Genomic DNA, 24,123 nt, shown 5'->3' with positions numbered 1-24,123 from the left:
TAGACGTACCCCGGTGGATCACGGCGGGGACGGCTCCGCGTTGCCGTTGCTGCCATCCGGCGGCAGCGGCGTACGGCGCGGGGTGCCCTCCGAGGCGTCGCCCGGCTCACAGTTCGAGCTCGTCCATCAAGCGCATCAGGTTCCGCTTGCGTTTCTGGGCGGTGCGCAGGGCGGTGACGTACTCGGTGAACTCCTCCGGCGAGCCCAGGCGGCGGTGGCAGTCCCGGATGCTCAGCAGCAGGCTGACGAGTTGCTCGTAGACCGCGTTGCCGGTCTGCTCGGTCAGCGGCTCCACCAGGCGCAGGTAGACGCCGAGCGCGTCGCCGGGGCGGGTGGCACGGGCCTGGTCTGCGAGGGTGAGCCACTGCCGGTCATGGGCGCCGGACTCGGTGGCGGCCTGCCAGGCGGTGTCGACGTCCTTGTCGTCGAGCAGCGCGTCGACCAGGACGGGGCCGCCGTACCGGCCTTTCTGCCGCTGCTCCGCGTCGGTCCACAGCAGGACCAACGCGGCCTCGCGCTCGGTCGGCCAGCGGTCCGCGGCCCGGGCAGCGGACCGCAGCTGCTGGTATGTGAGCAGGGTGCGACGGGCGCCGAAGTGGTCACGGCGCAGGGCAACGGCATCGACGAGCCGATCGGCCTGCGCGTAGCGGTCGCAGAGGTGGTCGACGAGGGCGGTGTCGACGGCCGCGAGGTCCTGGGCCTCTTGGACGCCGCGTTCCGCCCAGCGCAGAGCCTCGTCGGGGCGCCGGGCGGCATCCAGCTCCCGGGCGATGACCAGGTGCGTGCGGCCGTCCGGTGCGAGGTCGGCGGCGTGCACCGCGATCACCGCGTCGACGTCCCCTCCCGCCTTGGCCAGCCGCTCCATCAGGTACTTCTCCGCCCAGCCGCGGCGGTTGCCCTGCCATGCCTCGACCGCCAGCTTCCGCAGGTCGGCCATGCCCGCTTCGCCGAGAACGTCCTCGTAGTCGAGTGGATCGATGTCGGTGAGGCCGTCGTCCAACTCGCCGAGCGCATGGCCGACCAGCCAGCGCGCGAGCTCGCCCGAGTCGGGGCGCGCCGCACGGCACGCGTCGAGGTGGGCGTCGGCGAGGCCGGCGCCCACCTGGCCGAGCCAGCCATCGGAGTCGTCGACGCTCTCCACCACCTGGGCCAGCAGCTTCATCGCCTCCCGCGCCAGGACGATCGCGTCGGCTGCCCGTCCTTGGCAGATGAGCGCGCCGATCGCGGACACCGCCTGCCCGGCCTGGTCCGCGTAGGCACGGGCATCGGCGTACTCGACGTACCCGTACTGTGCGAACGGGCCGATGTCGAGCAGTTCACTGATACGGGCCCGGACCGAGGCGATATCCCCACGGGCGCTCGCGGCCCGCAGCTCCAGGCGGCGCCGCAACTGCCGGTCTTCGCCGATCTGTTCCCGCACCAGAGCGTGCAACTCGTCCTTGGACAGGGCGGACAACCACCCGTCGAGGTCCTGTGCCCGGTCCCGCGCCGCCTTCCGCTGCCGCGGCAGGCCCTCCGGCTGGGCGAGCACCGTCAGGCCGAGGGCGACCAGGTGCTTGCAGAAGTTGCCCTCAAGGCCGTACGGGCAGTCGCACTCGCCGGACAGCCCGCCGGGCCCGTCCAGGGACAGCTCCACCTCGTACCGTTCCGTGCCGTGGACGCTCGCGGTGATCCATCCGTCACCGACCTCGACCCCGGACACCGCGTCCAGGTATCCACGCCCGCGCTCGAAGGAACGGGCACCGGCCAACATCTTGAGGTTCGCCTCGGTGAGGCCGCGCATGATCTCTTCCGCCCTGCCACTGGTCCTGTCCCTACAGTCGCCAGCCTATGACTGTCAGTCAGGTCGGTCAGGCGGTCCACGGAAATGCGGTCCATGGAAATTCCGCACGGATCCAGCAAGCGGCACGACGACGGGGTCGGCCCCGGATGGGGCCGACCCCGTTTGACCTGTGTGTTCGCCGGGTCACCAGGTCGATGCCGCGGCGGAGGTCAGACGTTGAAGCGGAACGTACACGACAACGTTCCCACCTGCGGAAACGTGGTTCTGAAGGGCCCAAGTCAGCACAGAATCAGCACGGGAAACCGGCCAGGTTCCTGGTCAGCCGGTGATCTGGTCGCGCTGGTCGTCGCTGATCTCCCTATTCACCCTGAGCAAGACTGTGCAGGTGTCGATCAGGTCGCCTGCGGCAAGCCGACGCGTGGAAATCGAGACACCCAAGAGCACCCCACCCGACACGGCCGTAGCCGCTACCGTGAAGCCATGACCGCACTGCCCGACTGGATGCGCCCGCCGCGCGCGGAAGGCTGGTTCGCGGAGGACCTCGACCGCCTCCCCGAGGCACCCCGCCACACCGAGCTGATCGACGGAGCACTCGTCTTCATGATGTCCCCGCAGCGGTCGTGGCACGGCCGCCTCGTCACTGGTCTCACGGTGGAACTCATGGCTCAGGCCCCCGATGGCATTGAAGTCGAGCGGGAGATGACCATCCGCCTCGATGCCCGCAACCGCCCGGAGCCAGACCTGCTTCTGGCCACCGTCCCGTACGACGCAGACCGCACATGGTTCGCCCCGGAGGACGTCCAGCTCGTCATCGAGGTCGTCTCCCCCGAGTCCGCCCACCGCGACCGGACGGTAAAGCTGCGCAAGTACGCCGAGGCGGGAATCCAGCACTACTGGTGCATCGAGGACGAGGACACCATCCCCGCCGTGCACGTCTACGAGCTCGACGAGCCGACCCACTCGTACGCGCCGGCAGGGATCTTCCGTCATGCGCTCCAACGGTCCCTGCCGTTCGAGATCAGCCTCGATCTCGACAAGCTGACGCCCGGCCGGTCGGGCTGACACGACGATTCCACGTCAGCACCAAGTCAGCACGGGAATGCAGAAGCGGCCGGACTCGCCAGAGTCCGACCCCTTCTGAACTGCGCATTTGACCAATCAGTCAACGCACAGTACGTAGGCGGCTACACATTGAACCGGAACTCCACCACGTCCCCGTCCTGCATCACATACTCCTTGCCCTCCATGCGGGCCTTGCCGGCCGCGCGGGCCTCGGTGACGGAGCCCGTCTCGACCAGGTCGTGGAAGGAGATGACCTCGGCCTTGATGAAGCCCTTCTGGAAGTCGGTGTGGATGACACCGGCGGCCTCGGGGGCGGTGGCGCCCTTCTTGATGGTCCAGGCGCGGGTCTCCTTGGGACCGGCGGTCAGGTAGGTCTGGAGGCCGAGGGTGTTGAAGCCGACGTGGGCGAGGGTGGCGAGGCCGGGCTCGTCCTGGCCCACGGACTGGAGGAGCTCCAGGGCCTCGTCCTCGTCGAGCTCGGCGAGGTCGGCCTCCAGCTTGGCGTTGAGGAAGATCGCCTCGGCGGGGGCGACCAGGGCGCGCTGCTCGTTCTTGAAGTCCTCGTCGACCAGCTCGTCCTCGTCCACGTTGAAGACGTAGAGGAACGGCTTGGTGGTGAGGAGGTGGAGGTCGTGGAGGAGCTCGGACTTCTCCGTGCCCTGGACGATGCCCTGGGAGAAGAGCGTGTCGCCGCGCTCCAGGATCTCCTTGGCCTCCTCGACGGCCTTCACCTTCGGGGCGACGTCCTTCTTGATCCGAGACTCCTTCACCAGGCGCGGCAGGACCTTCTCGATGGTCTGGAGGTCGGCGAGGATCAGCTCGGTGTTGATGGTCTCGATGTCGTTCTTGGGCGAGATCTTGCCGTCGACGTGGACGACGTTCTCGTCCTTGAAGGCGCGGATGACCTGGCAGATCGCGTCGGACTCGCGGATGTTCGCGAGGAACTTGTTGCCCAGGCCCTCGCCCTCGGAGGCGCCGCGGACGATACCGGCGATGTCGACGAAGTCGACGGTGGCGGGGAGGATCCGCTGGGAGCCGAAGATCTCGGCGAGCCTGCCGAGGCGGGGGTCGGGGACGCCGACGACGCCGACGTTCGGCTCGATGGTGGCGAACGGGTAGTTGGCCGCCAGCACGTCGTTCTTGGTCAGGGCGTTGAACAGGGTCGACTTGCCGACATTCGGCAGACCGACGATTCCGATCGTGAGCGACACGGTGGCGACTCGACTTCCGAAGCGAGGTGGTGGGTGGGCGACCGCTCCGGGACCGGGTCCGGGGAGCGGATACGGACCCTGGGAGGGCCGATCCACCAGTCTACGGGGCGGGCCGCGGCAACCGGCCGCCGCCGGGAGCGGCCGCACCCGCCCGGTGCACCGGGCGGGCCGCGCGCGGAGCCCAACCTCGGGCCAAAAGCGCGTGTCCCGCAACCGTTTAATCCCACTTAGCGGCCTACCGTTGGCGAGTGGAGCAACACGAAGCGCACACGCGTCAGCACAGTCCGCCACCGTCCGGACGTCCGGGCGCGGACACCGGAACCCGCCTCCCGCGCCCCGCGGAGGCCCCGGCCCCCGACCCCGACGACGCCTTCCTCTCCGCGATGCGGGCCTCCGGGTTCACCTCGGTACCGGCGTCCGCCCCCGCTGCCGTACGGGCCTCGGCGCCCGGCTCGGCGCAGGCGGGGGCCGCCCGCGGGCCCAACCGGGGCTCCGCCCTTCCGCCCGGGGCACCCCGGCGCGCGCCCGCTCCACCGGGCGGTGTGCAACCCCCCGCCGCCGGCCGGGGCCGCTCCCGGCGCCGCCCCGTGGCGGCCCCACCGGCCGGCCCGCCGCACCGTATGCCCGCGGCCAAGCTCACCGGACTCGGGTGCTGGCTGCTGGCGACGGTGGCGCTGCTGGCCTTCGCGTTCCTCGACCGGCTGCTGTGCGGCGGCGCGCTGCCCGTCTACGGCGGCTTCTTCCTACTGGTCAGCGTCGGTGCGGGGATCTGGGTCCGGCCGTACGACCTGATCTGTGCGCCGGTGATGCTGCCGATCGCCTTCGCCCTCGGGGCGCTGCCGATCCAGCGCGGCGGGGGCGGGTTCGGCGGGGCCGCGGTGGGTGTCTTCACCGTCCTGGCGCTGGACGCCGGCTGGCTCTACGCCGGCACGCTGGTCTGTGCGCTGATCGCGTTCGTCCGCCGGGCCTCGGTCATCGCGCGGCGTCGGGCCAGCCGACCGGCGAATCGACCGCGGAGCGGGCCGTACGGGCCGCCGGACCGGCCGGGCGCGCGGGAGACCGGACCGGAGCGAGGGCAGCCCGGGAACCGTCCGCAGCAGGTGGCTCGCCAGCCCGAGCGGCATACGCCGCCATCGCGGCCCCGACGATCCCCGCGTTGTTCTGGAGCTGAGCCGGCACGATCTCGGCCTTGACGCCCTCGATCAGCGGCAGGAACTTCTCGGCCTTGCGGCTCACCCCGCCGCCGATCACGAACAGCCTGGGCGAGAAGAGCATCTCGACATGGGCCAGGTACTTCTGGACCCGGTGCGCCCAGCGCTGCCAGCTCAGCTCCTCGTCCTCCTTGGCCTTGGTGGAGGCGCGCTTCTCGGCGTCGTGGCCGTGCAGCTCCAGATGGCCGAGCTCGGTGTTGGGGACGAGGCGGCCGTCAGTGAAGACGGCGCTGCCGATGCCGGTGCCGAAGGTGAGGACGATGACGGTGCCGGACCGTCCGCGGCCCGCGCCGTAGCGCATCTCGGCCAGGCCGGCCGCATCCGCGTCGTTGAGGAGGGTGACCGCACAGCCGCCGGCCTCGCCGCCCAGCCGGCCGGTGAGCAGCGCGCCGGCGTCGGTGCCGATCCAGCGCTTGTCGACATTGGCGGCGGTACGGGTGATGCCGCCCGTGACCACGCCGGGGAAGGTCGCGCCGACCGGACCGGACCACCCGAAGTGCTGGACGACCTGTCGGACGCAGTCCGCCACCGCGTCCGGGGTCGCCGGGTGAGGGGTCAGTACCTTGTAGCGCTCCTCCGCGAGGTCGCCGCGCTCCAGATCCACCGGGGCGCCCTTGATGCCCGATCCGCCGATGTCCACACCGAAGACCCTCATGGGGAAAGGCTAGGCGGCCCCGGGCCCGGCCGCCCGGGGGAGCGCGAAACCGGTGGGATCAGTCGTCGGTGGCCTCGGCGGCCGCCTTCGCCTCGGCGCGCAGGTCGCGGCGGAGCTCCTTGGGGAGGGAGAAGGCGATGGACTCCTCGGCGGCGGTGACGGTCTCGACGTCGTCGTAGCCGCGCTGGGCGAGCCAGTCCAGGACGCCGTGCACCAGGATCTCGGGGACCGAGGCGCCCGAGGTGACACCGACCGTGCCGACGCCCTCCAGCCAGGCCTCGTCGATCTCCTCGGCGTAGTCGACCAGGTGGGCGTCGCGGGCGCCGGCGCCCAGCGCGACCTCGACCAGCCGGACCGAGTTCGAGGAGTTCTTGGAGCCGACGACGATGACCAGATCGGCCTCGGCGCCCATCTGCTTCACCGCGGTCTGGCGGTTCTGGGTGGCGTAGCAGATGTCGTCGCTGGGCGGCGAGAGGAGGTTGGGGAAGCGGCCCTTGAGGGCGTCCACGGTCTCCATGGTCTCGTCGACCGAGAGGGTGGTCTGGGAGAGCCAGACGACCTTGTCCGGGTCGCGGACCTCGACGTTCTGCACGTCGTCGGGACCGTCGACGAGGGTGATGTGGTCGGGTGCCTCACCGCTGGTGCCGATGACCTCTTCGTGGCCCTCGTGGCCGATCAGGAGGATGTCGTAGTCCTCCTTGGCGAACCGCACGGCCTCCTTGTGCACCTTGGTGACCAGCGGGCAGGTGGCGTCGATGGTGGCGAGCTTGCCGCGCTTGGCCTCTTCGTGGACGACGGGCGCGACACCGTGGGCCGAGAAGATGACGATGTTGCCCTCGGGCACCTCTTCGGTCTCGTCGACGAAGATCGCGCCCTTCTTCTCCAGGGTCTTCACGACGTACTTGTTGTGCACGATCTCGTGGCGTACGTAGACGGGGGCGCCGTACTGCTCCAGGGCCTTCTCCACGGCGATCACGGCGCGGTCCACGCCCGCGCAGTAGCCACGGGGGGCGGCGAGCAGGACCTTGCGGCCGGCACGGCGACGCGAAGGGTCTCCGCTCGGGGCGGTGGCGGGCGACGGGCTGGGCGTAGCAGTCATGCGGTCCATCGTAAGGCCGGGCTCCCTCCCCGGAAGATCCCGCCGTTGGCCCAGACTGGGGTCCGTACATCGCACGAGGTGGGAGGCGCGGATGGGGTCGCTGCGGCGGACGCTGACGTTCCGGGACCTGATCGTCTACGGACTGCTCTTCATCGCCCCCATGGCGCCGGTCGGCATCTTCGGCACGCTTGAGGCCAGGTCGCACGGTGCGGTGACGCTGGTCTACCTCGTCGCGACGGTCGCGATGGCGTTCACCGCGTACTCGTACGCCCAGATGGTGCGGGTCGCCCCGCAGGCCGGGTCGGTCTACACCTACGCCCGGGTGGGGCTGGGCGAGGGCCCGGGGTTCGTCGCCGGCTGGATGGCGATGCTGGACTACCTGCTGATTCCGGCGGTGGCGTACCTGTTCTGCGGGATCGCGCTGCATGCGCTGGTGCCGTCGGTGCCCGCGTGGGTGTGGACGGCGCTCGCGGTGGTGGTGACGACGCTGCTGAACCTGTGGGGCGTACGGACCGCGGCCCGGGTGGGGTTCGCGGTGCTGGCGATGGAGATCGCGGTGCTGGTGGTCTTCGTCGTGGCGGCGGTGTGGGCGCTCGCCGCGCACGGGGCCGTGCGGGGCTGGGCCGAGCCGTTCACCGGTGAGGGCGGCTTCTCCATGGGCGCGGTGCTGTCGGCGGTGTCGGTCGCGGTGCTGTCGTACCTGGGCTTCGATGCGATCGCGTCGTTCGCCGAGGAGGCGGCCGGCGGGGCGCGGCGGGTGGCGCGGGCGGTGCTCGCCTGCCTGGTGGTGGCGGGGGTGCTGTTCGCCGTCCAGACGTACCTGGCGGCACTGCTCGCGCCGATGTCGGCGGCCGAGCTGGCGGTGCGGCCGGGCGAACAGGGCAACGCTTTCTACGCGACGGCGGACGCCGCGGTGGGCGGGTGGCTCCAGAAGCTGGTGGCGGCCGGCAAGGCGATCGGGGCGGCGTTCGCGGCGCTGGCGGGGCAGGCGGCGGCCGGGCGGTTGCTGTTCGCGATGGCCCGGGACCGGCGGCTGCCGGGGGCGATGGCGGAGGTGGACGAGGGCAGCGGGGTGCCGCGCCGGGCGCTGCTGGGTGCGGCGCTGGTGACGCTGGTGGCCGCGGTGTGGGCGGCGCGCCGGGACGACGGGCTCGACCAGCTGTCGTCGATCGTGAACGTGGGCGCGCTGACCGCGTTCGCACTGCTGCACGCCTCGGTGATCGGCTGGTTCCTGGTACGCCGGCGGGGAGGGAAGCCGGGTGTGCTGCGGCACGGGGTGGTGCCACTGCTGGGGCTCGTGGTGGTGGTCGCGGTGGTCGTCTCGGCGTCCCCGACGGCGCAGGTCGTGGGCGCGGTCTGGTGCGCGGTGGGCCTGGCGGTGCTGGCGGTGCAGTACGGGGCACGGGCGCGGGCCGGCGGCACTGGGGCCTGAGGAGGGCGTCCCGCAGCGGGCGGACACGGGACCGGCGGCATGGGAACGAGCGGGACTCCGGCACGGGACCGAGTCGGACCGCGGCACAGGACCGAGGGCAGGACCGCGGCACGGGACCGAGGGCAGGACCGCGGCACGGGACCGAGGGCGTAGCGGCGGCCACTGTCAGTGGCCGCCGCTACGCTCGCTCGTATGGCTGTCTCAACGTCCCCGGAAACGCCGATCCCGGTCGGCGAGGTGTCCCGGCTCATCGGCGGGTGGATCGACCGGCTCGGCGCGGTGTGGGTCGAGGGGCAGATCACCCAGCTCTCGCGGCGGCCGGGCGCGGGGGTGGTCTTCCTGACGCTGCGCGACCCGTCGTACGACATCTCGCTGAGCGTGACGTGCTTCCGCCAGGTCTTCGACAAGGTCGCCGATGTGATCAGCGAGGGCGCCCGGGTGGTGGTGCACGCCAAGCCGGAGTGGTACGCCCCGCGGGGTCAGCTGTCGCTGCGGGCCGCCGAGATCAGGCCGGTCGGGGTCGGGGAACTCCTCGCCAGGCTGGAGCAGTTGAAGAAGTCACTGGCGGCCGAGGGGCTCTTCGCGGCGGAGCGCAAGCGGCCGCTGCCGTTCCTGCCGCAGCTGATCGGACTGGTCTGCGGCCGGGCGAGCGCCGCCGAGCGGGACGTGCTGGAGAACGCCAGGCACCGCTGGCCGGCCGTCCGCTTCGAGGTGCGCAACGTACCGGTGCAGGGCGTGCACGCGGTGCCGCAGGTGATCGGGGCGGTCCAGGAGCTGGACGCGCTGCCCGAGGTGGACGTGATCATCGTGGCGCGCGGCGGCGGCAGCGTGGAGGATCTGCTGCCGTTCTCCGACGAGCAGTTGGTGCGGGCGGTGGCCGCGGCGACCACGCCGGTGGTCTCGGCGATCGGCCATGAGCCGGACACCCCGCTGCTGGACCTGGTGGCCGATCTGCGCGCCTCGACGCCCACGGACGCCGCGAAGAAGGTGGTGCCGGACGTGGGCGAGGAGCAGGCCCGGATCCGGCAGCTGCGGGAGCGCGCGCTGCGTGCCGTGGACGGCTTCCTCCAGCGGGAGGAGCGCGGGCTGGCCGCGGCGCTGCAACGGCCGTGCATACAGCGGCCGCAGCGGATGGTGGCGGAGCGCGAGGAGCAGGTCACGGCGCTGCTGGAGCGCGGCCGGCGGACGCTGGGGCATCTGCTGGACCGGGCCGACTCGGAGCTGGCGCACACCCTGGCCCGGGTGGTCGCGCTCTCGCCCAAGGCGACGCTGGAGCGCGGGTACGCGGTGCTCCAGAAGCCGGACGGGGCGGCGGTGCGGGCGCCGCAGGAGGTCCGTACGGACGAGGTGTTGCGGGCCCGGGTGGCCGAAGGCGAGTTCATGGTGCGGGTGGACGGCGCGACCGGGGCGACCGGCGCCGTCACACCCCCTGCATAGGGTGGGAGACATGGCGAAGGCGAAGACGGACGGCGTGGCGGACGCGGAGCAGGGTGCGGCGGCCGGCGCGGCGGCGCAGGTGGCGGCCGTGGACTCCACACTCGGCTACGAGCAGGCGCGGGACGAGTTGATCGAGGTCGTCCGCAGTCTGGAGGCGGGCGGCACGACGCTGGAGGAGTCGCTGGCGCTGTGGGAGCGCGGCGAGGCGCTGGCGAAGGTCTGCCGGCGCTGGTTGGACGGTGCGCGGGCCCGGCTGGATGCGGCGCTGGCGGAGTCCGACGGCCCGGAAGCGGACGCGGAGCGCGGCTAGCAGGGCACGGCCAGCGGCGCGGAGCGCGGCTAGCGGGGGCACGGCCGGCGACGGGGAGCGCGGCTAGCGGGGCAGGGCCGGCGGCGGGCAGTACAGCTGGCCCGGGGTACGGCCGGCGGGGAGTACGGCCGGCGCGAAGTGCGGCCGGCGGGGAGTACGACCGCCGGCGGGGAGCGGCCGGAGCGGCGCCCCGCGGGGACGCCCTCGCGGGGCCGACTTCTGCCCGAAAGGGCGTACAGGTTCCGAATCTCGGAAGTAGAATCCCATTTCCTTGTGAAACGCCTCACAACGAGCATCGATTTAGTTGAAAGTTAACACAACTCGCTTACAGTGGTGTCACAACCGACCCCACCCGACTCCCCGAGGTGCCTCTATGACTCTCGCCCTTGACGCCGCCGCTCAGGACCTCCTCTTCCGCGGGGCCCAGACCGCCAACACGTTCACGGACGAGCCGGTCACCGACGAGCAGGTGCAGGCGATCTACGACCTGGTGAAGTTCGCCCCGACCGCCTTCAACCAGTCCCCGCTGCGGATCACCCTGGTCCGCTCCACCGAGGCCCGCCAGCGCCTGGTCAAGTACGCCATGGGCGCCAACGGCGACAAGACGCTGACCGCCCCGCTGACCGTCATACTCTCCGTGGACCTGGACTTCCACGAGAAGCTGCCGACGCTCTTCCCGCACGCCCCGAACGTCAAGGACGCCTTCTTCTCGCAGCTCGCCGTCCGCGAGGTCGCCGGCACCCAGAACGCCACCCTTCAGGCGGGCTACTTCATCCTGGGCATCCGCGCCGCCGGCCTGGCCGCCGGCCCGATGACCGGTTTCGACTTCGACGGCATCACCAAGGAGTTCCACGCCGACGGCAAGCAGAAGGCCTTCATGGTCATCAACGTCGGCAAGCCGGGCCCGGACGCCTTCTTCCCGCGTTCGCCGCGCCTCTCCTTCGACGACGCCGCCACCACCGTCTGAGGCACCCCGTACGCACGACGAGGCCGCCGCACCCAGCCCGGGTGCGGCGGCCTCGTCGCGTCTGCCGTGCGGGCGGCCTACGGCCCCCGCCGCACCGTCGAGCGCCACACCGTCGAGCCGCTTTCGCGGCCCGTCGGTCGTCAGCCCTTCTTCGCCACCAGCGCGGCGGCCAGGTCCGCGAGCCGCCCGTAGGGCGCGGTGCCCGTGATGACCGTGGTCACCCCCGGCTCCTCACGGACCAGCGCGTTGTACTTGTCGCCCTTGTAGCGGTCCCACTTCTTGCTGCCGACGGCCTGCTTGCCCTCGGCCTTCGCGGCGCCGAGCGTGACTTCCCGGATGAACGCCTTCGCCGGGGCGTCGCTCTGCTCGATCGACGCGTACTGCTGCTCGGGGTCGAGCATGCCCAGGTGCCAGGCGCCGCCCTTGCCGTCGTCGGTCGCCTTGTACGAGACCGAGGTGGCCCGCCAGGTCTTGGGCAGCCCCTCGGGCGCGGCGACCGGGTACGGCGCCGCCCGCCGGGCCGTGATCAGCTCGACGCGGTAGTCGACCGCCTTGACCGCGCTCCGCTCTGCGTCGGCGCTGTCGTCGTGCGGAATGAAGAAGTAGATCGCCCCGACCAGGACGCCGATCACCGCCAGCGACAGGACCATGTCCCGCACCGTTTGCCTGCCTCGCATACCTGCCACGCCCCTATCGTCCCCCATGGCCGCGGCGACTCCGACAGGCCCCCTGGTGACGGCCGTCACCTGCACGGACGTCCCGTCGTCTGCCCCGCTCGGCGCCGCTCATGCGTAGGGCCCCCTGCTCATTTTGGTGGCCGCCGGATAAGGTCGTACCTACCCTCATCGTTCACGGCCGTCGCCGTACAGAAAGGTGCGCTCGATGACCGAGCATCATCTCCCGTCCCAACTCGAGGTCAGTCCGGAGGCCCCGGACCGCAACCTCGCCCTGGAACTCGTCCGGGTCACCGAGGCCGGTGCCATGGCCTCGGGCCGCTGGGTGGGGCGAGGTGACAAGAACGGTGCGGACGGCGCCGCGGTCAAGGCCATGCGCGCCCTGATCCACACCGTCTCGATGAACGGCGTCGTGGTCATCGGGGAGGGCGAGAAGGACAACGCCCCGATGCTCTACAACGGAGAACGCGTCGGAGACGGCACCGGCCCCGAGTGCGACGTGGCCGTGGACCCGGTGGACGGTACGACGCTGACCGCCAAGGGCATGGCGAACGCGGTCTCCGTGATGGCGGTCGCCGAGCGCGGCTCGATGTTCGACCCGTCCGCGGTCTTCTACATGGACAAGCTCGCCACCGGCCCGGAGGCGGCGGACTTCGTCGACATCACGGCACCGGTGGCCGTGAACATCAAGCGGATCGCCAAGGCGAAGAGGTCCGCGGTCGAGGACGTCACCGTGGTCATCCTGGACCGGCCCCGCCACGACGGCCTGGTCAAGGAGGTCCGGGAGGCCGGTGCGCGGATCAAGTTCATCTCCGACGGCGACGTCGCCGGCGCGATCATGGCGGCCCGCGAGGGCACCGGTGTCGACCTGCTGCTGGGCATCGGCGGTACGCCCGAGGGGATCATCGCGGCCTGTGCGCTGAAGTGCCTGGGCGGCACCTTCCAGGGCAAGCTGTGGCCCAAGGACGACGACGAGCGGCAGCGCGCCCTGGACGCCGGCCACGACCTCGACAAGGTCCTTCAGATCGAGGACCTGGTCAGCGGCGACAACGTCTTCTTCGTCGCCACCGGCATCACCGACGGCGACCTGCTGCGCGGCGTCCGCTACCGCGCCGAGACCGCCTACACCCAGTCCCTGGTGATGCGCTCCAAGTCCGGCACCATCCGCCAGATCGACTCCCAGCACCGGTTGTCCAAGCTGCGCGCATACAGCTCGGTCGACTTCGAGCGCCCCAGCTAGCGGTACGGCCCGCCGGCCCCCTGCACGCACTTCGCCCCCGTCGGAGAGACTCCGGCGGGGGCGAAGTGGCCCACAGGGCCGCGGGGTCAGGCGTGGTCAGCCTGCCGCGGGCATATGGGCGGCGCGCTGGAGCTCGGCCTCCCGGCGCCGTCGACGGGTCAGCACGACCCGCCGCTCGGCTGCGGTCAGGCCGCCCCAGACGCCGTACGGCTCCGGTTGGAGCAGCGCGTGCTCCCGGCACTCGACCATCACGGGGCAGCGGGCACAGACCCGCTTTGCGGCTTCCTCCCTGGCCAGCCGCGCAGCGGTCGGCTCCTTGGACGGGGCGAAGAACAGCCCGGCTTCGTCCCGGCGGCACACCGCCTCCGAATGCCAGGGGCCGGTCTCGTCGCGCGCAGGTACTCGCGGGGACGGAACGACAGCGGCATCCTTCAGGGGCTGATGCGGTAGCAGCACGGTCTACTCCTGACGACGGCTTCGGCGAGAGAAATCACCCTTGACCGTCTCGCTGCGCACGGCCTTTTTTCGCACCCCGCAGCCGTACGAGAGACGATGCACCAGCCCTACCCGCTGTGCGCACGCTTATGCACACCGTGTCGATCGTGCGGAAACGCGACATCGCGACAAGGCGAAAATCGCGCGCTCAGCCGCCCAGGTCCTTGCGGAAGCGGTCCCGGCGCTCGCGCCGGGAGGCGCGCATCCGGTCGTGCCACTCCCGCTGCTCCTCGCGCCGCCGCTGATGCCACTCCCACTGCTCCTCCCGCAGCTGCTGATGCCGCTCGCGGCGCTCCTCGCGCAGCTGGTGGCGCAGCTCCCGGTGCCCCTCGCGGAGCCGGTCGCGCAGGTCGCGGACCCAGGCGCCGCGCTTGGGCCGGGCCTCCACGCTGCCCAGTACGGCGTAGCCGTTGACCAGGATCTGCGGTGCGTCGCCGTCCTCGGCCTCGTGGGTCTCGATCTCGAAGCTGCCCAGGACGCCGGAGCCGCTGCTGCGCAGTGTGATGTTCTCCGGGACCCGGATGTCGACGCTGCCGAAGAGCGAGGTGACGTTGATCTGGACCTGTTGCTGAGGGAAGACCGCCTCGGTCAGGTCGATCTCCACGGAGCCGAAGATCGCCACGGCGTTGATCCGCGCCGGGACCTGCCAGCGGCCCTTGCGGACCGAGGCGCTGAAGACCGCGACGAGGTTCTGGTCGGGCTGCGGGGAGCCGGACCCGTACGCGTAGGCCTCCGATGCGGGGCGGCTGGCGCCGGCGACGGGCAGGTCCCGTATGACGGGCTCCAGCTCGCCCATGGTCTTGGCGCGGTAGACCGCGTCGATCCGCTCGGCGTGCTCCTCCGGGTCCAGCCGGCCCTCGGCCAGCGCCTCCCGGAGGATCTCGGCGATCCGGTCGCGGTCCGCGTCGGACGCCCGGATGTCGGCCTCGGCCACCGTCTTGGTCAGCTTCACCGCCTGCGGGGCAGGCTCCTGCTTCCGCAGCGGCCCGGGCGGGGTCTCGGGGCCCGGTCGTCCCCCGTTGTCAGCATTCACGTCCCCAGCGTACCGAAACGCGATAGATCGCGACTAGTGTCAACGGAGGTCCGTCGCCCACCCCACTGAGCCTTACCTCACAACCACGGTCGTGCGCCAGGGTTCTACGCTGTTGAGGCGCTGCCGTAGACGCCAGCCACACCCCTCCGAGTAAGGATCAGTCGACACATGCCCGCCGCTTCCCGCCCAGCATTTGCCTACACCGACCTTCTCCCCACCGGCGCGGACCACACCCCGTACCGCCTGGTCACCGCGGAGGGCGTGAGCACCTTCGAGGCCGACGGCCGGACGTTCCTCAAGGTCGAGCCGGAGGCGCTGCGCAAACTGGCCGCCGAGGCGATGCACGACATCTCGCACTACCTGCGCCCGGCCCACCTCGCCCAGCTCCGCAAGATCCTGGACGACCCCGAGGCCAGCGCCAACGACCGCTTCGTCGCGCTCGACCTGCTCAAGAACGCCAACATCGCCGCGGCGGGCGTGCTGCCCATGTGCCAGGACACCGGCACCGCGATCGTGATGGGCAAGCGCGGGCAGAACGTCCTCACCGAGGGCGGCGACGAGGAAGCGCTCTCCCGCGGCATCTTCGACGCCTACACCGAGCTGAACCTGCGCTACTCGCAGATGGCCCCGCTGACGATGTGGGAGGAGAAGAACACCGGCTCCAACCTCCCGGCGCAGATCGAGCTGTACGCGACCGACGGTGGCGCCTACAAGTTCCTCTTCATGGCCAAGGGCGGCGGCAGCGCCAACAAGTCGTTCCTCTTCCAGGAGACCAAGGCGGTCCTCAACGAGGCCTCCATGATGACGTTCCTGGAGCAGAAGATCCGCTCTCTCGGCACGGCCGCCTGTCCTCCGTACCACCTGGCCATCGTCGTCGGCGGCACCTCCGCCGAGTACGCCCTCAAGACCGCCAAGTACGCCTCCGCGCACTACCTGGACGAGCTCCCGACCGAAGGCTCCCCCACGGGCCACGGCTTCCGCGACAAGGAGCTGGAGGAGAAGGTCTTCGAGCTGACGCAGAAGATCGGCATCGGCGCCCAGTTCGGCGGCAAGTACTTCTGCCACGACGTCCGCGTGGTCCGCCTGCCCCGGCACGGCGCGTCCTGCCCGGTCGCCATCGCCGTCTCCTGCTCCGCGGACCGCCAGGCCGTCGCGAAGATCACCGCCGAGGGCGTCTTCCTGGAGCAGCTGGAGACCGACCCGGCGCGCTACCTCCCCGACACCACCGACGCCGAACTGACCGAGGGCGCCGGCCCGGACCTCGACGCCGTCGCGATCGACCTCAACCGCCCCATGGACGAGGTCCTCGCCGAGCTGACCAGGCACCCGGTCAAGACCCGCCTCTCGCTCACCGGCACGCTGGTCGTCGCCCGCGACATCGCCCACGCGAAGATCAAGGAGCGGCTGGACGCCGGCGAGGAGATGCCGGAGTACCTGAAGAACCACCCGGTCTACTACGCGGGCCCGGCCAAGACGCCCGAGGGCTACGCCTCCGGCTCCTTCGGCCCGACGACCGCGGGCCGCATGGACGCCTACGTCGAGCAGTTCCAGGCCGCCGGCGGCTCCAAGGTCATGCTCGCCAAGGGCAACCGCTCCCAGCAGGTCACCGACGCCTGCGCCGCGCACGGCGGCTTCTACCTCGGCTCCATCGGCGGCCCGGCCGCCCGCCTGGCCCAGGACTGCATCAAGAAGGTCGAGGTCCTGGAGTACGAGGAGCTGGGCATGGAAGCCGTCTGGAAGATCGAGGTCGAGGACTTCCCCGCCTTCATCGTCGTCGACGACAAGGGCAACGACTTCTTCCAGGACCCGGCCCCGGCCCCGACGTTCACCAGCATCCCGGTGCGCCGGGGCGCCTAGGGTCCGGACCGGCCCCTCCCCCCGGCACCCGGCACCCGGCACCCGCAGCGCACCGGCGCCCGGCCCGCGGCCGTCGTCCTCGCCATGAGGGCGGCGGCCGCGGGCCGTCCGCCAACTCGCCGCCCTTCCGGGCCACTCCGGGCCACTCCGGGCCACTCCGGGCCACTCCGAGCCACTTTGCCGGCCCGCCCCCGCACCCAGGTGACTTCGTCCCGCCGCCCGGGAACAGATCGGCGCTCCCGGGCACTGTCATAGACATGAGCGACAACAGCGCAGGCGGCGCCTCCGGCGGGTTCAGGACCGAGCACGACTCCATGGGGGAGGTGCGGGTCCCCGCGCACGCCAAGTGGCGGGCGCAGACGCAGCGGGCGGTGGAGAACTTCCCGATCTCCGGACAGCGGCTGGAGCGGGCGCACATCGAGGCGCTGGCCCGTATCAAGGGGGCGGCCGCCAAGGTCAACGGCGAGCTCGGGGTGCTGGACAAGGACATCGCCCGGGCCGTGCAGGAGGCGGCCGCGGAGGTGGCGGACGGGCGGTGGGACGAACACTTCCCGGTCGACGTCTTCCAGACCGGGTCCGGTACGTCGTCGAACATGAACACCAACGAGGTCATCGCCACGCTGGCCAGTGAGCGGCTGGGGCGCCCGGTGCACCCGAACGACCACGTCAACGCGAGCCAGTCGTCCAACGACGTCTTCCCCTCCTCGATCCACATCGCGGCGACGTCCGCCGTCCTCAACGACCTCGTGCCGGCACTGGAGCACCTGGCGGAGGCCTTCGAGCGGAAGGCGGAGGAGTTCGCGGACGTGGTGAAGTCGGGGCGGACGCACCTGATGGACGCCACGCCGGTGACCCTGGGCCAGGAGTTCGGGGGGTACGCCGCGCAGGTGCGGTACGGCGTCGAGCGGCTGCGGAGCTCGCTGCCGCGGCTGGCGGAACTGCCGCTGGGCGGTACGGCGGTGGGGACCGGGATCAACACCCCGCCGGGGTTCTCGGCCGCGGTGATCGCCGAGGTGGCGCGGGCGACCGGCCTGCCGCTGACGGAGGCCCGCAACCACTTCGAGGCGCAGGGGGCGCGGGACGGGATCGTCGAGACGAGTGGGCAGCTGCGCACGGTCGCGGTAGGACTGACGAAGATCGCCAACGACCTGCGGTGGATGGCGTCCGGGCCGCGGACGGGGCTGGCGGAGATCGCCCTGCCGGACCTGCAACCCGGATCGTCGATCATGCCGGGGAAGGTCAACCCGGTGATTCCGGAAGCGGTGCTGATGGTGGCGGCGCAGGTCACGGGCAACGACTCGACGGTGGCGGCAGCGGGCGCGGCGGGCAACTTCGAGCTCAACGTGATGCTGCCGGTCATCGCGCGCAACGTCCTGGAATCCGTCCGCCTGCTCGGGAACGTGGCACGGCTGCTGGCGGACCGCACGGTCGACGGGATCACGGCGAACGTCGAACGGGCCCGGGAGTACGCGGAGTCGTCGCCGTCCGTGGTGACCCCGCTCAACAGGTACCTCGGGTACGAGGAGGCCGCGAAGGTCGCGAAGAGGTCGCTGGCCGAACGGAAGACGATCCGCCAGGTGGTGATCGAGGGCGGGTACGTCGAGCGCGGACTGCTGACCGAGGCGCAGTTGGACGAGGCGTTGGACGTGCTGCGGATGACGCACCCGTAGTGCCGGTGCGTCGCACACGGCCGTAACGGCGCGCGGGGTGCGCGTTACCGCACTCGTAACGACGGGTGCGTCTCATGTCACGGCGCGCGTCATGGCACGCCTCTAAGATCTGCGCATGACAGCGGACATGGTGGACACGACGGAAGGCGAGACGGCCGACGGACGCGGAACGGCCCGTACGAGACCAGCCGCCGGGACACCGCAGGCGGCCGGACGGCAGACGGCGGCGCAGGACGCGGCCGGGCGGCCGGCGGGGCGCTGGGCCGCGGGGGACCACATCCTGTGGCGCTATCGCGACAACGCCGATCGTCGTCAGATCCACATCTGTCGGCCGATGACCGTGGTGCAGGACACCGAGGAGCTGCTGGCGGTGTGGATGGCGCCCGGCACCCCGTGCATCAGGCCGGAGCTGGCCGACGGCACGCCCGTCCACCGCGAGCCGCTGTCCACCCGCTACACCAAGCCCCGCCGGACCGCGCTCGGCCAGTGGTTCGGCACGGGTGTGCTGAAGCTGGCGCGGCCCGGCGACCCCTGGTCGGTGTGGCTGTTCTGGGAGCGCGACTGGCAGTTCAAGAACTGGTACGTCAACCTGGAGGAGCCGCGCCGTCGTTGGACCGGCGGCGTGGACTCCGAGGACCACTTCCTCGACATCTGCGTCTACCCGGACCGCCACTGGGAGTGGCGGGACGAGGACGAGTTCGCCCAGGCGCAGCGGGACGGGCTGGTGTCCCCCGCGCAGGCTGCCGAGGTCAGGTCCGCCGGCCGGGCCGCGATCGCACAGATCTCGGCGTGGCGGGGGCCGTACGCGGACGGCTGGGAGGACTGGCGGCCCGATCCGGCCTGGGGGATTCCCCAGCTGCCGGAGGACTGGGACCGCGCACCGGATCGTTTGCGGTCGTGAGGGAGCGAAGGGAACCGACAGGAGTGAAGGGGGCGAACCGTGGAAAGGCGCGCCTATGGGCAAGGCTGTTGCTCGCCGGCCGAGAAGCGGGGCCGAGCCCCCTTGCTGCGCCCCGGGTCTTCAAACGTAGGATCGTCCTCCGCAAGACTGCACAGGCGCAACTCCAGAACGGGAAAACGAACTTGACCGCGGTCGCAGGAGGGGCGAGGTCGTGAGTGCGACGAGCTACGACGCATACGAGGGCCTGAGTCGGTTAGCGCTGGACCGGGCCGGACAGGCCGAGGCGTTCGACGCGATCGGCGACCGGTACGACGACGCCTTCCCGCACAAGGAGGGCCAGCTCGCCTCCGGCGCCTGGCTGTCCGAGGCGTTGCCCGCCGGCTCGCGGATCCTGGACGTCGGCTGCGGGACGGGACTGCCGACCGCCCGTCAACTGTCGCAGGCCGGGCACCGCGTCGTCGGTATCGACCTCTCCCCCTCGATGGTCAAGCTGGCCCGGGACAACGCCCCGGGCATCGAAGCCCACCGGCTGGACATCGCCGATCTGCGCGGCGGCCGGCTCGGCGGTCCCGGCTCTTTCGACGGAATCGCCGCTTTTTTCACCCTGCTGATGTTGCCCCGTGCGGAAATCCCTTACGCACTGGGCCTGCTCCATGATCTGCTACGTCCTGAGGGGCTGCTGGCCCTGTCGATGGTCGAGGCGGATGTGGACGACTTCACGATCCCGTTCCTGGGCAACTCGATCCGGGTATCGGGTTACCTGCGGGACGACCTGCGCCGGGTCGTGCACGACGCGGGTTTCGACGTCGTCGGGGAGGACGCGTACGCATACGCCCCGGCGAGTACGGACGTACCACCCGAAATCCAGCTCTTTCTGCACCTGCGACGCGCCTGAGACGCAGCGCGTTGAGCGCGTCCCACACGGGCGACGCGCTCGGAACGCGGCGCGTCGGGCGCACAGCCCCGGACGGATGGAATCCCACGCGTGACGGAGCACCCCACCTCCCACGAATCGCGGCGGTCGGCCTCGACCGCCGCGCCCTCGGCGTCCCCTGCGCGGGGGCCGGGCGGGACGGCGCCGCTCGGCGCGGTCCCCGACCCGCGCAGCGCCCTGCATCAGCCTGCCGCGACCGGGTTCGCCCCGGCGCCCGGCGGCGGTTTCGCGGTGCGCGGCGGCGACGGCCTCGACCTGGCCGGTGCCGCCGTCACGGCCTCGGCGGGTCCGCCGGCCGGCCATGCCGGGCACGCCGCCGACGAGCCGGCCGCGGACCACGGAGCGGCACGGGACGACGCCGCCATCCCGTACGGGGAGGCCTACGGAGACGCCTACGGCGGTGACGCACACGGGGAGGTGGCCATGCCGGCAAGCGGGCGGCCGGGCGGCACGCCGAATGCGGGACGGGAGTCGGCCCGGTCCGGGCGGCGGATGGCGCAGGGAGGTGCGGTGAACCGCGTCGAGGCGCCCGAGCCGGGCGACGAGCCGCACCGCGGGCAGCGTCCGCGGCACGGCGGCGGTGGCTCCGGTCGGCCCCGGGAGGAGGGCATCGGGCGGCCACGGTCGCACGGTGGCGAGCCGGGGCGGGCGGCGGCCGGCGAGGCCGCCGGGGCCCAGATTCCGGCGCCGGCCGGTCCGCCGGAGAGCCTGCCGCCGGCTCCGCTGCCGTCGCCTCCTCCGGCGCGTTCGGCGCACCCGGGCGAGAGCGGCGAGGTGGCGGCGGCCCGGCAGGCGGGCGGGGACCGGCTGCGATTCATCGGTGCGGCCACACGGCGGATCGCCCGCGGTATCGACCTGGACGAGATCGTGCTGGGCCTGTGCCGGGCCACGGTGCCGACGTTCGCCGACGCGATCCTGGTCTACCTGCGCGATCCGCTGCCGGTGGGCGACGAGCGGCCGACCGGCCCGGTGGTGCTGCGGCTGCGGCGTACCGACCGGATCCCGGAGGAGCCGGACACCAACGGCGCCCGGCTGCCCGTACTGCCCGCGCAGCCGGACCTCGGGCCCGCGATGGGCGGCAGCGCCGCGGAGCTGGCCGAGGTACGGCCGGGCGGTCCGCTGGCCGAGGTGCTGCGGGGCGTCCGGCCGCTGTTCGGCGAGGCACAGGCCGCGCGCACCGCGCTGCCCGAGCTGCTCGGGCCGGATCCACTGCTGCCCAGCGGCCATCGGGTGATCCTGGCGCCGCTGCGCGGGCGGCGTCGGGTCATCGGCGCCGCGGTGTTCCTGCGCCGGCCGGACCGGCCGGCGTTCGAGCCGGACGATCTGCTGGTGGCGGCGCAGCTGGCGACGCACACCGCGCTGGGCGTGGACAAGGCGGTGCTGTACGGCCGCGAGGCCTACATCGCCGATGCGCTGCAACGCACGATGCTGCCCGACTCGCTGCCGCAGCCGACCGGGGTCCGGCTGGCCAGCCGCTACCTGCCGGCCGCCGAGACGGCCCGGGTGGGCGGTGACTGGTACGACGCGATCCCGCTGCCGGGCAGCCGGGTGGCGCTGGTCGTCGGCGACGTCATGGGGCACTCGATGACCTCGGCCGCGATCATGGGCCAGCTGCGGACCACCGCGCAGACCCTGGCGGGGCTCGACCTGCCGCCGCAGGAGGTGCTGCACCACCTCGACGAGCAGGCCCAGCGGCTGGGCACGGACCGGATGGCGACCTGCATGTACGCCGTCTACGACCCGGTGGCGCACCGGATCACCATCGCCAACGCGGGGCACCCGCCTCCGGTGATGCTGCACCGCGGCGGGCGCGCCGAGGTGCTGCGGGTGCCGTCGGGCGCGCCGATCGGCGTCGGCGGCGTGGACTTCGAGGCGGTCGAGCTGGACGCCCCGGCCGGCGCCACGCTGGTCCTCTACACCGACGGCCTGGTCGAGTCGCGGATCCGGGACGTGTGGACCGGCATCGAGCAGCTGCGGGAGCGGCTGGCGGAGACGGCCCGGCTGACCGGGCCCAATCCGCCGCCGTTGGAGCCGCTGTGCGACGAGGTGCTGGACATGCTGGGCCCCGGCGACCGCGATGACGACATCGCGCTGCTGGCGGCCCGGTTCGACGGGATCGCGCCGAGCGACGTCGCGTACTGGTACCTGGACCCGAAGGCGCAGACGGCCGGGCAGGCGCGTCGGCTGGCCCGGCGGGCACTGGCCCGCTGGGGGCTCGACGAGCTGACCGACCAGCTGGAGCTGCTGGTCAGCGAGGTGGTGACCAATGCGGTGCGGTATGCGGAGCGGCCGATCACGCTGCGGTTGCTGCGAACGGACGTACTGCGCTGCGAGGTCGGGGACGACGTTCCGCAGCTGCCGCGGCTGCGCCAGGCGCGGCCGTCGGACGAGGGCGGGCGGGGCCTGTACCTCGTCAACCGGATGGCCCGGCGCTGGGGCGCGACCCGTCTGAGCATGGGGAAAGTGGTCTGGTTCGAGCTGAGCATGCCGTCCGGGGCACAGCGCCGCTGACGCCGTGCGGGCCGACCGCCCGCCGTCCCGCATAGTGGACCCCGTCCGAGATCGGACGGGGTCCCTTACTTGCCGACGTGCCGGCGGAGGCGTTGACTGCTTGGGTGGACAAAAGGGACTTATTACCCACACCTCCACCCCAGTCGAATGGGAGGAACTCCTCCGATGACCAGCACCGCTCGCGACGTCCCGCGCACGACAACCAACGCCGGGGTCCCGGCGGAGAGCGACGAGCACTCGCTCACCGTCGGGCGCGACGGCCCGATCCTCCTGCACGACCATTACCTGATCGAGAAGATGGCCCAGTTCAACCGCGAGCGGGTCCCCGAGCGGGTGGTGCACGCGAAGGGAGCGGGCGCCTACGGCACCTTCGAAGTCACCAACGACGTCAGCCAGTTCACCAAGGCTGTGGTGTTCCAGCCGGGCAAGAAGACCGAGATGCTGGCCCGGTTCTCGACCGTGGCCGGTGAGCAGGGCAGCCCGGACACCTGGCGCGACCCGCGTGGCTTCGCGCTCAAGTTCTACACGGAGGTCGGCAACTACGACCTGGTCGGCAACAACACCCCGATCTTCTTCGTCCGCGACACGATCAAGTTCCAGGACTTCATCCGCTCCCAGAAGCGCCGGCCGGACAACGGCCTGCGCGACAACGACATGCAGTGGGACTTCTGGACCCTCTCCCCGGAGTCCGCGCACATGGTCACCTGGCTGATGGGCGACCGCGGCATCCCCAAGACGTACCGCAACATGAACGGCTACGGCTCCCACACCTACATGTGGATCAACGGGGGCGGCGAGCGGTTCTGGATCAAGTACCACTTCAAGACCGACCAGGGGATCGACTTCCTCACCCAGGAGGAGGCCGACCACCTCGCCGGGACGGACCCCGACGTCCACCGGCGCGATCTGTACGAGGCGATCGAGGGCGGCAACCACCCCTCGTGGACGCTGTACGTGCAGGTCATGCCGTTCGACGACGCCCCGGACTACCGCTTCAACCCGTTCGACCTGACCAAGGTGTGGCCGCACGGCGACTACCCGCTGATCGAGGTCGGCCGGATGACCCTCGACAAGAACCCGGAGGACTACTTCATCCACATCGAGCAGGCCGCGTTCGAGCCCAGCAACCTGATCCCGGGCGTCAGCGTGTCGCCCGACAAGATGCTGCTCGGCCGGATCTTCTCCTACCCGGACACCCACCGGTACCGGATCGGCCCCAACTACGCCCAGCTGCCGCCGAACCGGCCGCATGTGTCGGTGCACTCGTACGCCAAGGACGGCTCGATGCGGTACGAGCCGGCCCGGGTGGGCGCGCCGTACGCGCCGAACTCCAAGGGCGGGCCGGCCGCCGACCCCGAGCGGTTCGACCCGGCCGCCGGCTGGGAGACCACGGGCGAGATGGTCCGCGACGCCTACACCCTGCGCCGGGACGACGACGACTGGGGCCAGCCGGGCACGATGGTCCGCGACGTGCTCGACGACGCAGCCCGCGACCGCCTGGTCGGCAACGTCTCCGGGCACCTCCTCAACGGCGTCAGCCGCCCGGTGCTGGACCGCGCGCTCCAGTACTGGCGCAACATCGACAAGAACCTGGGCGACCGGATCGCCAACAAGGTGAACGGGGGCTGACCGCCCGCCGCC

Annotated in this window: 19 protein-coding genes and 1 pseudogene; 13 read left to right on the top strand and 7 right to left on the bottom strand. The window is 71.6% G+C overall.

From position 1 onward, the window contains the following. Positions 1-106: 106 nt before the first annotated feature. Positions 107-1,783: a hypothetical protein gene (locus AB0C96_RS16310; protein ID WP_362917863.1), complete on the bottom strand. Its 1,677-nt coding sequence runs from the start codon at positions 1,781-1,783 to the stop codon at positions 107-109. Positions 1,784-2,263: 480 nt separating this feature from the next. Here AB0C96_RS16310 and AB0C96_RS16305 point away from each other — a divergent pair, with 480 nt between their 5' ends. Next, complete coding sequence (locus AB0C96_RS16305; protein ID WP_362917861.1) at positions 2,264-2,845, top strand: Uma2 family endonuclease; 582 nt, start codon at positions 2,264-2,266, stop codon at positions 2,843-2,845. 122 nt (positions 2,846-2,967) lie between these two features. Here AB0C96_RS16305 and ychF read toward each other — a convergent pair whose 3' ends face one another. Continuing rightward, positions 2,968-4,056 carry a redox-regulated ATPase YchF gene (gene ychF / locus AB0C96_RS16300; RefSeq protein ID WP_362917859.1) on the bottom strand — a complete coding sequence of 363 codons (1,089 nt, stop codon included), beginning with the start codon at positions 4,054-4,056 and terminating at the stop codon, positions 2,968-2,970. Positions 4,057-4,439: 383 nt separating this feature from the next. Between ychF and AB0C96_RS16295 the strand changes: the two are divergent. Then, positions 4,440-4,964 (top strand): annotated as a pseudogene (locus tag AB0C96_RS16295) (DUF6542 domain-containing protein); the annotation flags it as partial. A gap of 64 nt (positions 4,965-5,028) precedes the next feature. Here the strand turns inward: AB0C96_RS16295 and ppgK are convergent. Both ppgK and AB0C96_RS16285 read right to left on the bottom strand, forming a co-directional pair. Beyond that, complete coding sequence (gene ppgK / locus AB0C96_RS16290; RefSeq protein WP_362917857.1) at positions 5,029-5,922, bottom strand: polyphosphate--glucose phosphotransferase; 894 nt, start codon at positions 5,920-5,922, stop codon at positions 5,029-5,031. Between the two features lie 58 nt (positions 5,923-5,980). After that, a complete protein-coding gene (locus AB0C96_RS16285) occupies positions 5,981-7,021 on the bottom strand; it encodes a 4-hydroxy-3-methylbut-2-enyl diphosphate reductase (protein WP_362917855.1) in 1,041 nt (346 codons plus the stop codon). Positions 7,022-7,112: 91 nt separating this feature from the next. Here AB0C96_RS16285 and AB0C96_RS16280 point away from each other — a divergent pair, with 91 nt between their 5' ends. The 4 genes from AB0C96_RS16280 (at position 7,113) to AB0C96_RS16265 (ending at position 11,167) form a co-directional block, all read left to right on the top strand. Then, positions 7,113-8,453 carry an APC family permease gene (locus tag AB0C96_RS16280; RefSeq protein WP_362917853.1) on the top strand — a complete coding sequence of 447 codons (1,341 nt, stop codon included), beginning with the start codon at positions 7,113-7,115 and terminating at the stop codon, positions 8,451-8,453. A 192-nt stretch (positions 8,454-8,645) separates the two neighbouring features. Beyond that, positions 8,646-9,890, top strand: a complete 1,245-nt coding sequence (xseA, locus tag AB0C96_RS16275; RefSeq protein WP_362917851.1) for an exodeoxyribonuclease VII large subunit — start codon at positions 8,646-8,648, stop codon at positions 9,888-9,890. 10 nt (positions 9,891-9,900) lie between these two features. Further along, complete coding sequence (locus tag AB0C96_RS16270; RefSeq protein ID WP_362917849.1) at positions 9,901-10,200, top strand: exodeoxyribonuclease VII small subunit; 300 nt, start codon at positions 9,901-9,903, stop codon at positions 10,198-10,200. 373 nt (positions 10,201-10,573) lie between these two features. After that, positions 10,574-11,167 (top strand): malonic semialdehyde reductase, encoded by a 594-nt coding sequence (locus AB0C96_RS16265; protein ID WP_362917847.1) that lies wholly within the window; start codon positions 10,574-10,576, stop codon positions 11,165-11,167. 140 nt (positions 11,168-11,307) lie between these two features. On the opposite strand, the gene AB0C96_RS16260 is transcribed toward AB0C96_RS16265, so the two are convergent. Further along, complete coding sequence (locus AB0C96_RS16260) at positions 11,308-11,844, bottom strand: DUF4245 domain-containing protein (RefSeq protein WP_362917981.1); 537 nt, start codon at positions 11,842-11,844, stop codon at positions 11,308-11,310. A 205-nt stretch (positions 11,845-12,049) separates the two neighbouring features. On the opposite strand from AB0C96_RS16260, the gene glpX reads away from it, so the two are divergent. Then, positions 12,050-13,081: a class II fructose-bisphosphatase gene (glpX, locus tag AB0C96_RS16255; RefSeq protein ID WP_362917845.1), complete on the top strand. Its 1,032-nt coding sequence runs from the start codon at positions 12,050-12,052 to the stop codon at positions 13,079-13,081. 96 nt (positions 13,082-13,177) lie between these two features. On the opposite strand, the gene AB0C96_RS16250 is transcribed toward glpX, so the two are convergent. Together AB0C96_RS16250 and AB0C96_RS16245 are read right to left on the bottom strand one after the other, a co-directional pair. Further along, positions 13,178-13,537 (bottom strand): WhiB family transcriptional regulator, encoded by a 360-nt coding sequence (locus AB0C96_RS16250; protein WP_362917843.1) that lies wholly within the window; start codon positions 13,535-13,537, stop codon positions 13,178-13,180. A 187-nt stretch (positions 13,538-13,724) separates the two neighbouring features. Then, a complete protein-coding gene (locus tag AB0C96_RS16245; RefSeq protein WP_362917841.1) occupies positions 13,725-14,609 on the bottom strand; it encodes a DUF1707 domain-containing protein in 885 nt (294 codons plus the stop codon). Between the two features lie 168 nt (positions 14,610-14,777). Between AB0C96_RS16245 and AB0C96_RS16240 the strand changes: the two genes are divergently transcribed. The 6 genes from AB0C96_RS16240 (at position 14,778) to AB0C96_RS16215 (ending at position 24,111) form a co-directional block, all read left to right on the top strand. Beyond that, positions 14,778-16,466, top strand: a complete 1,689-nt coding sequence (locus tag AB0C96_RS16240; RefSeq protein WP_362917839.1) for a fumarate hydratase — start codon at positions 14,778-14,780, stop codon at positions 16,464-16,466. 257 nt (positions 16,467-16,723) lie between these two features. Further along, the gene (locus AB0C96_RS16235; protein ID WP_362917838.1) at positions 16,724-18,136 is read left to right on the top strand and encodes a class II fumarate hydratase; all 1,413 of its coding nucleotides are present in this window, start codon (positions 16,724-16,726) and stop codon (positions 18,134-18,136) included. Between the two features lie 115 nt (positions 18,137-18,251). Next, a complete protein-coding gene (locus AB0C96_RS16230) occupies positions 18,252-19,037 on the top strand; it encodes a DUF402 domain-containing protein (protein WP_362917837.1) in 786 nt (261 codons plus the stop codon). Between the two features lie 211 nt (positions 19,038-19,248). Beyond that, complete coding sequence (locus AB0C96_RS16225; protein ID WP_362917835.1) at positions 19,249-19,932, top strand: class I SAM-dependent methyltransferase; 684 nt, start codon at positions 19,249-19,251, stop codon at positions 19,930-19,932. A 90-nt stretch (positions 19,933-20,022) separates the two neighbouring features. Next, on the top strand, positions 20,023-22,482 hold the full coding sequence (locus AB0C96_RS16220; protein WP_362917833.1) for a SpoIIE family protein phosphatase: 2,460 nt from the start codon (positions 20,023-20,025) through the stop codon (positions 22,480-22,482). A 165-nt stretch (positions 22,483-22,647) separates the two neighbouring features. Beyond that, positions 22,648-24,111: a catalase gene (locus AB0C96_RS16215; RefSeq protein WP_362917831.1), complete on the top strand. Its 1,464-nt coding sequence runs from the start codon at positions 22,648-22,650 to the stop codon at positions 24,109-24,111. Positions 24,112-24,123: the final 12 nt, after the last annotated feature.

Source organism: Streptomyces sp. NPDC048506 (assembly GCF_040651315.1).
Classification (GTDB): domain Bacteria; phylum Actinomycetota; class Actinomycetes; order Streptomycetales; family Streptomycetaceae; genus Streptomyces.
Note: the sequence above shows the minus strand (reverse complement) of the source record. Positions and strands in the feature narration are given on the sequence as shown.

Bases quoted from the DNA above. Each gene is read 5' to 3' on its own strand.
- AB0C96_RS16310 (WP_362917863.1), bottom strand. From the start codon at position 1,783: ATGCGCGGCCTCACCGAGGCGAACCTCAAGATGTTGGCCGGTGCCCGT.
- AB0C96_RS16305 (WP_362917861.1), top strand. From the start codon at position 2,264: ATGACCGCACTGCCCGACTGGATGCGCCCGCCGCGCGCGGAAGGCTGG.
- ppgK (WP_362917857.1), bottom strand. From the start codon at position 5,922: ATGAGGGTCTTCGGTGTGGACATCGGCGGATCGGGCATCAAGGGCGCC.
- AB0C96_RS16285 (WP_362917855.1), bottom strand. From the start codon at position 7,021: ATGACTGCTACGCCCAGCCCGTCGCCCGCCACCGCCCCGAGCGGAGAC.
- AB0C96_RS16280 (WP_362917853.1), top strand. From the start codon at position 7,113: ATGGGGTCGCTGCGGCGGACGCTGACGTTCCGGGACCTGATCGTCTAC.
- xseA (WP_362917851.1), top strand. From the start codon at position 8,646: ATGGCTGTCTCAACGTCCCCGGAAACGCCGATCCCGGTCGGCGAGGTG.
- AB0C96_RS16270 (WP_362917849.1), top strand. From the start codon at position 9,901: ATGGCGAAGGCGAAGACGGACGGCGTGGCGGACGCGGAGCAGGGTGCG.
- AB0C96_RS16265 (WP_362917847.1), top strand. From the start codon at position 10,574: ATGACTCTCGCCCTTGACGCCGCCGCTCAGGACCTCCTCTTCCGCGGG.
- AB0C96_RS16260 (WP_362917981.1), bottom strand. From the start codon at position 11,844: ATGCGAGGCAGGCAAACGGTGCGGGACATGGTCCTGTCGCTGGCGGTG.
- glpX (WP_362917845.1), top strand. From the start codon at position 12,050: ATGACCGAGCATCATCTCCCGTCCCAACTCGAGGTCAGTCCGGAGGCC.
- AB0C96_RS16240 (WP_362917839.1), top strand. From the start codon at position 14,778: ATGCCCGCCGCTTCCCGCCCAGCATTTGCCTACACCGACCTTCTCCCC.
- AB0C96_RS16235 (WP_362917838.1), top strand. From the start codon at position 16,724: ATGAGCGACAACAGCGCAGGCGGCGCCTCCGGCGGGTTCAGGACCGAG.
- AB0C96_RS16230 (WP_362917837.1), top strand. From the start codon at position 18,252: ATGACAGCGGACATGGTGGACACGACGGAAGGCGAGACGGCCGACGGA.
- AB0C96_RS16215 (WP_362917831.1), top strand. From the start codon at position 22,648: ATGACCAGCACCGCTCGCGACGTCCCGCGCACGACAACCAACGCCGGG.